The 13,300-nt window shown below is 55.1% G+C and carries 9 protein-coding genes and 1 pseudogene; 5 read left to right on the forward strand and 5 right to left on the reverse strand.

Annotated elements, in window-relative coordinates:
• Positions 1-240: 240 nt before the first annotated feature.
• The 3 genes from prc to NG99_RS02310 form a co-directional block, all read right to left on the reverse strand.
• On the reverse strand, positions 241-2,280 hold the full coding sequence (gene prc / locus NG99_RS02300) for a carboxy terminal-processing peptidase (RefSeq protein WP_034887994.1): 2,040 nt from the start codon (positions 2,278-2,280) through the stop codon (positions 241-243).
• A 19-nt stretch (positions 2,281-2,299) separates the two neighbouring features.
• Complete coding sequence (gene proQ, locus NG99_RS02305; protein WP_034887997.1) at positions 2,300-2,983, reverse strand: RNA chaperone ProQ; 684 nt, start codon at positions 2,981-2,983, stop codon at positions 2,300-2,302.
• A 96-nt stretch (positions 2,984-3,079) separates the two neighbouring features.
• Positions 3,080-3,580 carry a GAF domain-containing protein gene (locus NG99_RS02310; protein ID WP_034887998.1) on the reverse strand — a complete coding sequence of 167 codons (501 nt, stop codon included), beginning with the start codon at positions 3,578-3,580 and terminating at the stop codon, positions 3,080-3,082.
• Between the two features lie 222 nt (positions 3,581-3,802).
• On the opposite strand from NG99_RS02310, the gene yebS reads away from it, so the two are divergent.
• From yebS to rsmF, 3 genes are all read left to right on the forward strand, one after another.
• Positions 3,803-5,047: a membrane integrity lipid transport subunit YebS gene (gene yebS, locus NG99_RS02315; RefSeq protein ID WP_034888024.1), complete on the forward strand. Its 1,245-nt coding sequence runs from the start codon at positions 3,803-3,805 to the stop codon at positions 5,045-5,047.
• On the forward strand, positions 5,016-7,652 hold the full coding sequence (locus tag NG99_RS02320; protein ID WP_034888000.1) for a PqiB family protein: 2,637 nt from the start codon (positions 5,016-5,018) through the stop codon (positions 7,650-7,652). Before yebS ends, NG99_RS02320 begins: the two co-directional genes overlap by 32 nt.
• Before the next feature lie 88 nt (positions 7,653-7,740).
• Complete coding sequence (gene rsmF, locus NG99_RS02325; protein ID WP_072017509.1) at positions 7,741-9,180, forward strand: 16S rRNA (cytosine(1407)-C(5))-methyltransferase RsmF; 1,440 nt, start codon at positions 7,741-7,743, stop codon at positions 9,178-9,180.
• Between the two features lie 5 nt (positions 9,181-9,185).
• Here the strand turns inward: rsmF and NG99_RS02330 are convergent, their stop codons facing one another.
• On the reverse strand, positions 9,186-9,833 hold the full coding sequence (locus NG99_RS02330) for a metallophosphoesterase (RefSeq protein WP_034888005.1): 648 nt from the start codon (positions 9,831-9,833) through the stop codon (positions 9,186-9,188).
• Positions 9,834-10,091: 258 nt separating this feature from the next.
• On the reverse strand, positions 10,092-10,391 hold the full coding sequence (locus NG99_RS02335; protein WP_034888008.1) for a hypothetical protein: 300 nt from the start codon (positions 10,389-10,391) through the stop codon (positions 10,092-10,094).
• A 296-nt stretch (positions 10,392-10,687) separates the two neighbouring features.
• Between NG99_RS02335 and NG99_RS02340 the strand changes: the two genes are divergently transcribed.
• Both NG99_RS02340 and NG99_RS02345 read left to right on the forward strand, forming a co-directional pair.
• Positions 10,688-11,524 carry an MBL fold metallo-hydrolase gene (locus tag NG99_RS02340; protein WP_034888010.1) on the forward strand — a complete coding sequence of 279 codons (837 nt, stop codon included), beginning with the start codon at positions 10,688-10,690 and terminating at the stop codon, positions 11,522-11,524.
• 420 nt (positions 11,525-11,944) lie between these two features.
• Positions 11,945-13,300: pseudogene (locus NG99_RS02345) on the forward strand (hypothetical protein); the annotation flags it as partial.

A 13,300-nucleotide genomic window follows, 5' to 3' on the forward strand; every position in this document is an offset into this window, starting at 1 on the left:
TCATCCTCAGTTAACAAAATTCGCCTGTAGCGGATAACTATCCTATGGGCACAGGAAAACATTTCAAGCACTCTTAACCTTTAAGTGCCTAAAAAGACATAACTTTACATTTTGACGCATCCCCAACTCAGGCGTTGAGTCGCAGGGCCAGGGTCGTAGAGAAAAAAGCGGTAAGGCCGGGAACGGGAGAGGTAAAAGCGGGATAATAAAAGGGCACAGACTGTGCTGTGCCCTCCCCGATTATTTTGCTGCGGCCGCCGGCGTCTGCGCTTTTTCAAGCTGCGCCAGGTCGTTAGCAATATTGACCGTTTCATCCAGATAAGGATCCGGTTCCTTATAGTCTTTCGGCAGGTCGTCCAGCTTAGCCAGCGGCTTTTTGCCTTCCTGCTGCAGACGAGCGTTAATCCGCTCCAGACGCAGCGCATCATCTTCATGATTCTCTTTCTCCCGCTCGGCGAGGTTAAGAGAAATGATATTGCGCTTGTCCTTCTGGGCGTTAAAGCGCGCGATATCTTTGATGATGTACTGGAACTCGCGATCTTTGGCAATGCGGTCCTGGTGTTCTTTAATCAACTGCGGCTCCAGCGGAGCTAAATCGCCCGACCTGGTGTAGCTCGCGGCGTTGACGCTGTCCCAGGGCAGCGCATTATCTTCAAACTTCTCGCCAGTCTCTACCGCTTCCACGCCGGTCGGCATCAGCAGATCTGGCGTCACGCCTTTACGCTGGGTGCTGCCGCCATTGATGCGATAGAATTTCTGAATGGTGTACTGGACAGAGCCCAGCGCAGGCCATTCAGGGCGCAGCATCTGATCGTAAATGCGGTTCAGCGAGCGGTACTGCTGGACGGTGCCTTTACCGAAAGTAGGTTCACCGACGATCAGCGCACGACCATAGTCCTGCATCGCTGCGGCAAAGATTTCAGACGCCGAGGCGCTGAAACGGTCAACCAGCACCACCAGAGGCCCTTTATAATAAACGATGCCGTCGTTGTCGCTGTCTTCACGAACCTTGCCGTTGTTATCCCGCACCTGAACAACCGGGCCGCTGGGAATAAACAGACCGGATAGCGAAACCGCTTCGGTCAGCGCGCCGCCGCCGTTGGTTCGCAGGTCAATCACTACGCTGTCAACGTTCTGCTTTTGCAGTTTCTGCAGCTGCACCTTTACGTCGTCCGTCAGGCCAACGTAGAAACCGGGAATATCCAGCACACCAACTTTCTTGCTGCCAACGTTGTGCACGGACATTTGCACCGCGCGATCTTCCAGGCGGATCTTCTCACGCGTCAGGGAGATAATGCGGGTTTTGGTGCCCTTCCCGGCAGGCAGCACTTCCAGGCGAACTTTACTGCCCTTCGGCCCTTTGATCTGCGCTACCACGTCATCAAGACGCCAGCCGATCACGTCGACCATCGGTTTGCCCGGCTGGCCCACGCCAACGATACGATCGCCAACGGTAATGGATTTACTCTTCGCCGCCGGGCCGCCGGCCACCATTGAGTTAATCACCGTATAGTCATCGTCCATCTGCAACACGGCGCCAATACCTTCCAGAGACAGGCTCATTTCGGTATTAAACTGCTCGGTGTTACGCGGAGAGAGGTAGTTGGTGTGCGGATCGATTTCATGCGCGAACGCGGTCATCGCCAGTTGGAAAACGTCTTCGCTGTTGCTCTGCGCCAGACGGCGAATGGCAAACTGGTAGCGTTTAGTCAGGACTTCCCGGATCTCTTTGTCGTCTTTACCGGTCAGCTTCAGGCTCAGCTCATCATATTTGACCTTGGCGTCCCACAGCTGATTCAGCTCTGCGGTGGTTTTCGGCCAAGGTGACTTGCTGCGGTCGATATCAATCGTATCGTTACCGGTGAAATTCATTGGCTTATTCAGCACCGACAGCGCGTACTGATAGCGCTCAAACCTACGCTGCTGCGCCAGGTTATATAAAGCGTAAAACACATCCAGCTTGCCGGACTTTAATTCATCGCTTAGCGTGGTTTTTTTGCTGGCGTATTGATCGATATCCGAGATCAGCAGCAGATTATGGCTGTAATCCAGCAGATTCAGATAGCGTTCGAATATCTTCACCGAAAAATCCTGGTTCAGATCGAACTGGCGATAGTGCGAGCGGGTAAAACGTGAGGTAACACGTTCACTCACCGTCGCGTGCTGGGCTTCCTGATGCAGCTGAGGAATTTGATCGGCGCGCGTAATGTTGTCGGCGGCAAAAACGTTCCCTGCCAGCAGCAGTCCTGCGATCGCGGTAGTTCTGAAAAAATTGTTCATGCCCTGATTGGCCTCCGTATCAGAACTGCAAGTGTTCTGCGCGTACTATCATTGCCAGGCCGGACGCCAGCTGTACCCGGACGCCATCTTTGGTAATTTCAAGAATGGTGGCATCCATTGCACTTTTGCCTGCGGTGACTTTGATATTCTGACCGACCTGCAGCGCTGCAGTATCGGTAACGGGTTTAGTCGGTGCTGGCTGACGCTCTGCGGACGGTGCGCGCTCCGCGCTTCGCTGCGGTTTGCTGCGAGCCTGACGCGGCTGCTCACCTTCAACAGCAGGTTTACGGGTGGGTTTGCGAGGACGACGCGGCGCGCTCTCTTCGCCGCTGGCTTCGCGTTTTTTCGCCTGCTGCTGCTCGCGCTGCGCCTGAACGCGCGCCTTTGCTTCTTCAAGCTGCTTACGCGCATGTTCAACATGCTGCTCGTCGAGGACGCCGCAGGCATTACCATCCAGATCAACGCGAATAGCACCCGCTTTGATACCGTACAGGTAACGCCAGCTGGAGGTATACAGACGCAGTGCGGAGCGCAGCTGAGTTTTACTCAGGCTCATTTCGCCCTGCACTCGGTCAACTAAATCCTGGAAGATGCCGATCTTAAGTGGTCTTGCTTCGCCTTCGGCGCTAAAGCATTGTGGGAAACGCTCTGCCAGAAAGGCGATGACTTCTTTACTGCTATTCAACTTGGGTTGATTTTCCATGAAATTTCCTGATTACAACGGGTAGCCAACAAGCCGCAGGCATGAACAGGCGTCATTATAATGACCCCATCGGCAATTGCTACGTGATCCAGCGCTTTAGCTGCGTTTCATGTGAATAAATTTTTCCACATCAGACCCGGCAAGCACCTCACACAGCCCGTCAGTGAGGGTTTTAAGCCCCGCTTCGTCTTCACTGTCGAAGCGGTTATATTCCACGCTATCGATATCCAGCACGCCAATTGTCTGGCCGTTCACCACCAGCGGCAGCACAATTTCAGCGTTGCTCGCCGCATCGCAGGCGATATGCCCCGGGAAAGCATGCACGTCATTCACACGCTGCACCTGGCTTTCGGCCACCGCCGTGCCGCAAACGCCGCGACCAACCGGAATGCGCACGCAGGCGATTTTGCCCTGAAATGGTCCCAGCACCAGCGTATCGGCTTCGGTTAACAGATAGAAACCTGCCCAGTTCACGCCGGAAAGACGTTCGTATAACAACGCGCTGCAATTGCCCATCACCGCCAGAAAACTGGTTTCACCCGCGAGAAGCGCGCGCAAATCACGGTTCAGGTCCAAATAAAACTCTGCTTTTGTCATTTTTTAACCATTGTGGAAACGTGCCATGGGGCCCATGATGACCCCTTTCTAAAGAAAGCATTAAATACCAGGACGGACAAGGTGAATCATTCCGTTAGTTAATATACCCTTAGTCTGTCTGAAGTCTTCAGCATGACCCTGACGTGTCATTACCACTTTAATGGCGAAAAACTTAACCCCCGCCCGGCACCTGCGCTGCCTGGGCCTGAGAACATCAGGATTATGAAAATACACGCCATTAGTCATGCTCTGCCTCAGGCACGTTATCAGCGTTGCCCCCAATGCGATACCCTTTTTTCCTTACCAGATGTGAAATCGAACCAGTCTGCGCACTGCCCGCGCTGCAATGCTCTTATTATGAACGGCCGTGACTGGTCGATGACCCGGCTGTGCGCGATGGCCATCACCATGCTGGTGCTGATGCCTTTCGCCTACAGTGAATCGCTGATGACCGTTCGCCTGCTGGGAACCAATATCCGCGCCAGCCTGCTGGAGGGAATTACGCAGATGGCGCAGCAGGGCGACGTCATTACCGCCTCAATGGTGGCCTTTTGCACCATCGGCGCGCCCGCCACGCTGGTCGGCTCGATTGCCTACCTCTATTTCGGCAACAGGCTGGGGATGAACCTGCGGCCGGTGCTGCTGATGCTCGATCGCCTGAAAGAGTGGGTGATGCTGGATATCTATCTGGTGGGTATTGCGGTGGCCTCAATCAAGGTGCAGGACTATGCCGATATTACGCCAGGGCCGGGGCTGATTGCGTTTATCTCGCTGGCGATACTTAGCCTGGTAACGCTGATTCACCTCAACGTAGAGCAGCTGTGGCACCGCTTCTACCCTCAGCCCCAGCCGAATGTTGTCCGCGAGACGCTACGGGTTTGCCTGAGCTGCCATCATACCGGGGTGCCCGACGAACGCGGCCGCTGCCCACGCTGCCACACGCCGTTGTATTTACGCCGTCATTTCAGCCTGCAAAAGTCCTGGGCGGCGCTGATTGCTTCAATAGTGCTGCTGATCCCAGCCAACCTGCTGCCCATTTCTATTATTTACCTCAACGGCGCAAAGCAGCAGGACACTATCCTTTCCGGGATCATGTCGCTGGCTTCCGGCAATATTCCGGTTGCGGTTGTGGTGTTTGTCGCCAGTATTCTGGTGCCATTTACTAAAGTCATCGTGTTGCTGACGCTACTGCTCAGCATTCATTTTAAATGTGAGCAGGGCCTGAAAACCCGCGTCCGTTTACTGAGGGTAGTTACCTGGGTAGGACGCTGGTCTATGCTGGACCTGTTCGTTATCTCGTTAACCATGTCGCTGGTCAATCGCGATCAGCTTCTTGCTTTTACCATGGGACCGGCAGCCTTCTATTTCGGCTCGGCGGTCATACTCACTATCCTTGCCGTTGAGTGGCTGGATAGCCGTTTACTTTGGGATGCACATGCAACAGGAAACGCCGACTACACCGACTAACGCGCGCATCAAAAACCGGCGAAAGATTTCGCCCTTCTGGCTGCTGCCATTTATTGCGCTGCTGATTGCGGGCTGGCTCATCTGGACCAACTACCAGGAGCGCGGCACGACTATCACCATTGATTTCGCGACGGCGGACGGCATCGTGCCGGGCAGAACACCCATTCGCTATCAGGGGGTGGAAGTTGGCCTGGTGCAGGGCATCAGCATGACCGATGATTTGCGTACCATAAAAATCAAAGCCAGCATTAAAAGCGACATGAAGGATGCCCTGCGCGACCAGACGCAGTTCTGGCTGGTGACGCCGAAGGCCTCGCTGGCGGGCGTCTCCGGTCTGGATGCGCTGGTTGGCGGCAACTATATTGGCATGATGCCGGGAACAGGCCAGCCGAAGGAGAATTTTGTCGCGCTGGACACCCAGCCGAAATATCGCGTGAATACCGGCGAAATGCTGATTCATCTGCATACGCCGGACCTGGGGTCACTGAATACCGGCTCGCTGGTCTATTACCGTAAAATTCCGGTGGGCCGCGTCTACGACTACAGCATCAATCCTGGCAACAAGGGCGTAACGGTTGATGTGCTGATCGAACGTCGTTTTACCAACCTGGTGAAAAAGGACAGCCGTTTCTGGAATGTCTCCGGCGTGAAGGCCGATGTCGGGCTGAGCGGAGCCAAAGTGCAGTTGGAGAGCCTCGCTGCGCTGGTAAATGGCGCGATAGCCTTTGACTCACCCGAACAGTCGACGCAGGCAAAATCCGAGGATAATTTCGACCTCTATCCTGACCTGGCCCACAGCCATCGCGGCGTCATTATCACGCTGGATCTGCCAAACGGCAAAAACCTCAAGGCCGACAGCACTCCGCTGATGTATCAGGGGCTGGAAGTCGGCACGCTAACCGGTCTGACGCTACAGGCCAGCGGCAAAGTGACCGGCGAGCTAACCCTCGATCCCTCCGTTACCGGCCTGATGCGCACCGGCACGCGCATAGAGATGCACAGCCCGAAAATCAGTCTCAGTGATACCAGCCTGAGCAGCCTGCTGACCGGCAACACGCTGGAGTTGATCCCGGGTGAAGGCGATCCGCAGGACCACTTTACGGTGCTGGAGAGCAATGCGTCGCTGCTGCAACAGCCCAACGCGCTTGAGCTGAAGCTTACCGCCCCGGAGAGCTACGGCATTGATGCTGGTCAGCCGGTGATGCTGCACGGTATGCAGATTGGTCAGGTTGTCAGCCGCACGCTTGGTGAGCAGGGGGTGAATTTTGCCATCGCTATCGCCCCTGACTATCGTCATCTGGTTCACGGCGACAGTAAATTCATCATCAACAGCCGCCTCGACGTCAAGCTGGGCCTCGACGGTATGGAGGTGCTGGGCGCCAGCGCGCGGGAGTGGGTTGACGGCGGCATTCGGCTCGATCCCGGCAGCAAAGGCGAAGTGAAATCAGGCTATCCGCTGTTTGCCAATGCCGAAAAAGCGGCCGAAGGCATCACCTCTAATCAGTTGCCGACTACCCTCACGCTGACTGCCAAAAGCCTGCCGGATGTGCAGGCCGGTTCAGTGGTGCTCTATCGCAAGTTCCAGGTTGGCGAAATAGTTGACGTTATTCCAAGGGCCGATGAGTTCGATGTCCGCGTGCACGTCAGGCAGGAGTATCGCAAGCTGCTGACCGCAAATAGCGTGTTCTGGGCCGAGGGCGGCGCGCGCGTCCAGCTGAACGGCAGCGGGCTGACGGTTCAGGCTTCCCCGCTCAACCGCGCGCTGAAGGGAGCGATCAGCTTTGATAACCTGACCGGTGCTGGCGCGGGCCTGACCAGCGGAGACAAACGCGTGCTGTATGACTCTGAAACGGCAGCCCGAGCCGTCGGTAGCCAGATAACGCTGCATACCTATGACGCCACCAAGCTTTCCGCCGGGATGCCGATTCGCTATCTGGGCATCACCATCGGCCAGCTGGAAGATCTGGCGCTCAGCCCGGACAGAAACCAGGTCATCGCCAAAGCCGTGCTCTACCCGGAATATGTGCAGGACTTCGCTCGTCTTGGTACGCGCTTCTCGGTCGTCTCGCCGGAGATTTCGGCGGCGGGCGTCAATCATCTGGAAACGCTGCTGACGCCGTACATCAACGTCGACCCTGGCAAGGGACGCGCTCAGCGTAGCTTTGAGATCCAGGAGTCGACCATTACCGACGCTCGCTATCTGAACGGGCTGAACGTGGTGATGGACGCGCCTGAGGGCGGCTCGGTCACCATCGGTACGCCGGTACTGTTCCGTGGTATTGAAGTGGGTACGGTCACCGGTACCTCGCTGGGTGCGATGGCTGACCGCGTGCAGATCACCCTGCGCATCAGCAAGAAATACCAGCACCTGGTGCGCAATAACTCGGTGTTCTGGCTGGCATCCGGCTATAACCTGAAGTTTGGTCTGATCGGCGGCGTAGTGAAAACTGGCACCTTCCAGCAATTTATTCAGGGCGGGATCGCCTTTGCCACGCCGCCAACCATTCCGCTGGCGCCGCAGGCAACTTCCGGCAAGCATTATCTGCTGGAGGACGAAGAGCCGAAAGACTGGCGTAAGTGGGGAACCGCACTCCCCGGTAACTAACCGGAACGGGCAGCCTGGCGCTGCCCGTTTTTTTTCGGCTGGCGGGATGTGGTAAACTCGTCCCACTTTTTTCCAGCGGAATTTTTCAGTGTCCTCTTCCTCACGCGTGTACTTTCCCGAACTCTTCTTAACTCAGATGCGCGAGCTGCTGCCCGCTGCGGCAGACTTTGACCATTTTATCGCTATCAGCCAGCAGCCGCTGCGCCGCAGCCTGCGCATCAATACGCTGAAGATCAGCGTGGCAGACTTTCTGGCGCTGGTTGCGCCTTATCAGTGGGCGCTGACGCCGATTCCGTGGTGCGAAGAAGGTTTCTGGATCTCCCGTGAAGATGCCGACACCCTGCCGCTCGGCAGCACTGCCGAACATCTTGCCGGCCTGTTTTACATTCAGGAAGCCAGCTCGATGCTGCCGGTGAGCGCGCTGTTTGCCGGCGGTACCGATCCGGTGACGGTAATGGACGTTGCCGCCGCCCCCGGCTCCAAAACGACGCAGATAGCGGCCCGCATGGGCAACCAGGGCGCAATCCTTGCCAACGAATATTCTGCCAGCCGGGTAAAGGTGCTTCATGCCAATCTCAGCCGCTGCGGCATCAGCAACACGGCAATGACTCATTTCGACGGCCGGGTGTTCGGTGCGGCGCTGCCGGAAGCCTTTGATGCCATCCTGCTCGATGCGCCCTGCTCCGGCGAAGGGGTAATCCGCAAGGACGTCGACGCGCTGCGCAACTGGAGCGTGGAAAGCACGCAGGAGATCGCCGCGACCCAGCATGATTTGATCGAAAGCGCCTTCCATGCGCTCAGGCCGGGCGGCACGCTCATTTATTCCACCTGCACCCTCAACCGGAGCGAAAACCAGCAGGTCATCAGTTGGTTGCAACAGCGGTATCCGGATGCGGTGGAGATTGAGACGCTCTGCGACCTGTTCCCCGGCGCAGAGCGGGCCATTACCCCGGAAGGTTTCCTGCACGTTTTCCCACAGATTTTCGACAGCGAAGGCTTCTTCGTGGCGCGGTTGCGTAAGCGGCAAAGCCTGTCCCCGCTGCCTGTTCCTGACTATAATTTGGGGAAATTCCCCTTCTTCCCGGTTAAACGTAATGCGCAGCAGGATATCACTGAGGCAGCAGCCAAAGCAGGGCTGGTCTGGAACAGCCAGACTCACAGCCTGTGGGAACGGGATAAAGAGATCTGGCTTTTTCCGCGAGCTATTGAACCGCTGTTAGTCAGGGTGCGCTTTTCGCGCATTGGTTTGAAGCTGGCGGAGACCTTCACTAAAGGCTATCGCTGGCAGCATGAAGCGATTATCGCGCTGGCCAATCCTGCTGCAAAAAACCGCGTTGAGCTGACGCTGGAGGAAGCCGGAGAGTGGTATCGCGGACGAGATATTTACCCAGAACGGGCGCTGCCTGGCGATGAGCTGATTGTCACCTGCCAGCAACAGCCGATTGGCCTTGCGAAGAAAGTGGGCAGCCGGATCAAGAACAGCTACCCGCGTGAGCTGGTCCGTGACGGTAAGCTGTTCTCTTCCTGACGGAGTCATTGCACCTTCACCAGCGTCAGCCGGTTGCCGTAAACCGCGCCGGTATCAATATAGTACTGGTTGTAGGCCACCAGTGGCTCCGTCAGCGGCGTATGGCCGAAATAGAAGGCATCAGCGCCAGTGATAGTTTGCCCCTTCCCTTTTTGCAGCCGCTCAATGCGGCTGCGACTCCAGACAATCTGAGTTTCATCGACCTCAGCTCCCCAGGCATAATGGGCAGCTGGATAATCGGCATGAGCAATAACGATAATGCGATCCTCAAGCTGAAGGTGCAGGATCAGCGGCAGATCGCGACAGCGGTTCAGTGCGTGCTTAGCTTCCATCATCGGCACGCCTTCCAGCTCGTAAAACCAGTCGCCCCCGTTAAACATCCATTGCTTGTGCGATCCGCTTGCCAGCGCGTTCAGCGCCATCTCTTCATGATTGCCCCGCACGCAGCGAAACCACGGCTCATTCAGCAGCGCTAGGCAGGCCTGGCTGTCCGGCCCGCGATCGATTAAATCCCCTACTGAGATCAGCAAATCCTCTTGCGTATCGAAGCCCAGCGCCACCAGTTGCTCATTCAATAGCTGTCTGCAACCATGAAGATCGCCCACAATATAAATGTTTCGCCAGTTTTCACCGCTAAGATATTGATACAGCATGATCCACCCTGAGCTTTTTTTACCAAAAATATTGACAGTCCGTTTAAGGAATACGGTCTAAAGTATAGGCTATTCATAGAACGGGAATTCGTACGCTTATGAACAACCGCAAACAGTTTTATCTCACGCTGGCGTTAATTACGGCAGGAAGCCTGTTAATTATTGAAGTGCTGGCACGGCTGGTGCATTTGATTATTGTAGGCTGACAGCGCCAGACTTTCAGGTCTGGCAACCTGCTGACGCTGCCGCTGAAGGGAGTTATTTCGTTTTTAGCGCGCGCGGATTTTTACTCAGCGAGGCTGTCCAGCTGTACTCTTTTACCTCACTCTCTTTCGCGGCTGATGCCTTACGCGGCTTCTTCGCAATCACAGCCTTAGTGGTCTCTTTTACCACTCGGTCCTTCATTACCATCCGCTTGGCCTCTTTAAGGATCTCCTTTTCCTCTTTCTTGCTGGGCACATGGCTCATCTTCTGCGTCAGGCTTTTCACCTTTGCCGCCACCAGCTCTTTTTCCGCTTCGGTGAACTGGTCGATCGAAATCTCTTTGTCGCTTTTCATCAGGTTGGCTCCAGGCCAGAACGGGGGACGCGAAATTCGCGTATCGTTGGTGCCCACTGAGGGTAGAGCGTTGGCGAAGGATAAACAAGATAAAGGGTAAAAACCTGCGGGTCTGGCTGGATTTCCTGCTCAAGCGGCTATTTCGCACGCTGCCCGCTGGCAATAATCGGTTGCAGGCCACCTTATCAGAAGTTAACAATTTTTCTGTAAGCTTTGCGGGAATCATGACACATTTATGCTGTCACATTCTCAATACCTGCCACGGCCACGCGGCTTTCTCACAACGGAGTCACTGAATGACTGAGCAACGCTCTTTCACAATCGGCAATTTGAAGGTAACCAAAATATGGGAACAGATGTTCAGCCTGCCGCAGGGGAAACTGTTTCCTGGTTCGGATGAAGACAACTCCGCCAGGCCTGATGATTTAGTTGCGATGAGCGTGCATAGCTGGCTGGTTGAAACGCCCAATCGCATCATGCTGATCGACACGGCTACCGGTAACGGCAAGGATCGCCCGTTTAGCCCCCTTTTCCATCGCCTGAACTCGCCCTGGATGGAGAACCTGGCTGCCGCTGGCATCGATCCTGCCGACGTGGACTACGTGCTGCACACGCATTTGCATACCGATCATATCGGCTGGAACACGGTGGCAACCGGCGACGGCTGGATTCCGACCTTTCCCAATGCCGTCTGGGTTTGCCCGCAGGCCGAGGTGGATTTCCTGACCTCTCCGGCTGGCGCGGCGCGAAGGGTCATTTATGATGACAGTATTCAGCCGATTATTGACGCCCGTAGGCTGGTGACGCTGCCAGCCGAACTCACGGAATACCTGCCCGGTATTTTCTTCTACCCAACTCCGGGTCACAGTCCCGGCCATATGAGCATTGTTTTTGTGACAGGGTCACATAAAGTAATTTTCTGTGGCGATTTGATGCACTCCGCCATTCAGGTAGCCCATCCACAGTGGAACTCAATGTTCTGCGGCAACGGTCCATTAGCAGCCGACTCCCGCCGCTGGCTGCTGGATTTCGCCACGGCAGAGAATGCCACGGTCTTTACCAGTCACTTTGACCACTCCTCCGCCGGACGTATTACCAGAGAGAATGATGCTTTTCGCTGGGAGTTTATTTGAGGGGGAATGGCTGCCCGCTATGGCCTGACCTCAACCGGAGAGTATATTGAGCCAGGCCAGGGGCGGTCATCTTCGCCATTCGTGGAATGTCATCAAAGAGCTGTTGTTCACTCCAGCACCATTAATAATGTGAAGGCATCAGCGGCATTCACAGGATGAGTCATTTTTTTGTATTCTTTTAATAATCAGTAAATTACTGTTTTTATACCACAGGTTATATTTGCGATAAAGTTTGAACTGAATCACACTTCCATAAGAATAACTTACGTTATTGAAACCAGACGCCCTTTGCCATCACTAAAACTTATCGTTGCGTGATTGGGAAAAAAGGCCAGCTCACTCCGCAAGGTTAACTGTGACGATGTCGCCTTTCAAACGGTGGGCATGGTCTGTGTTTATCGTCTTTGTGGAGTATGCGTCATGAGTCATTCTATAAATTCCGGGCATCAAAATCATTCCACCGTAACCAATAATGATATTGAGTTAGCCAGTTTTGCCAGAACCAATAATGCCCCCGGGACCAGCGCTGCGGAAACAAATACTGTCCAGAGCCCGGCAGACAGAGCAAGACAGGAGGAAATCGGCAGAATTACTCATTATCTGCAACAGCAGTTTCCTGGAGGAGATGAAGAAGGCGGCATCAGAGGACTGATCGCAAATCGCGCCGGGATACTGCATAACGAGATGCATCTGTCGCTGGATGACGTGAAGGATATGATCAACAAAGCCCACAAGCTGGACAGGATCACCTCTTCTATTGAAGGTGGCATGGGAGCCATTGGCTATGCCGCTTCCTCCGCGTTCCCCAAAGATACGGTCAATAAGCTGATGCTGGCCGCGCTAAGCTCGCATAATCTGCCCGGCGGCGCTTACGCAAGCGCATTTCTGTCTGGTGCATCTGGCGGCGGCGTTGCTGTCGCGATGAAAGCCTTACTGCAAAAACCCATTGAAAATGGCCTGAAGGACACCAAGTGGATGGAGGCAGATCGGGATGCGCTCGAGCCAGCGATGCAGCGAATCATGGACAATCGTAATACCCATGAACATCAGCTAAAACACGCGATGATGGGGGGAATGGGTTTTAATGCGCGTAATGTAGTGACCAATCTCGTCGTCGCGCCAGCGCTTCACAGCGCGGATAAAAGCCTCTCCTATAAGCAAGGGATCGCGCAAAATCTCCCTGCGACACTCGGTGCCGGGGCGCTAAGCGGCGTTATCCAAAATACCCGGTTTGCCAATAAATTACATGGCCCCGAATTTTTGCTTGGACGCACCGACTGGCGAGATCGCTGTCAGGCACTTCTTGATACCTCCGCGACGAAGCAAATGACCAGCGGTACTCTGGCCAGAGGAAAGGCAATGGTTAGCAACCTGCCGACCAAAGAAACCGCAGTAGGTATTTTAAAAAATACCATTTCACCGGTGCAATGGGCTGAAGATGCGGCACTTGCCGCCGGTCTGGGGGCGACTGATGTGGCGATGCTGGCAATGCGTTCCGCTATGGGAAGCGGCCCAGCAAGCTTTGCGGCTCAGCAGGCTATCGGTTTACTTCCCTCTGCACTTTCCTATGCGGCACAGGGCGTCGCCGGCACCGAGATGAACAGGCTGGTGGGTGATAAGTACAATAATTTTATGGATTCTTTATTTGGGACCGGTAAAAGCAAGGACAAAGGCAAAGGACCAGCAGAAGCGGAAGAAGAGGCCGTCATTCAGCCTGAAGACAGAACCAACAGGATGTCGGGCGTGGATACGCATTCTCCGGCTGACATCGAAGCC

Origin of the sequence: Erwinia typographi (assembly GCF_000773975.1) — a bacterium.
GTDB lineage: Bacteria > Pseudomonadota > Gammaproteobacteria > Enterobacterales > Enterobacteriaceae > Erwinia > Erwinia typographi.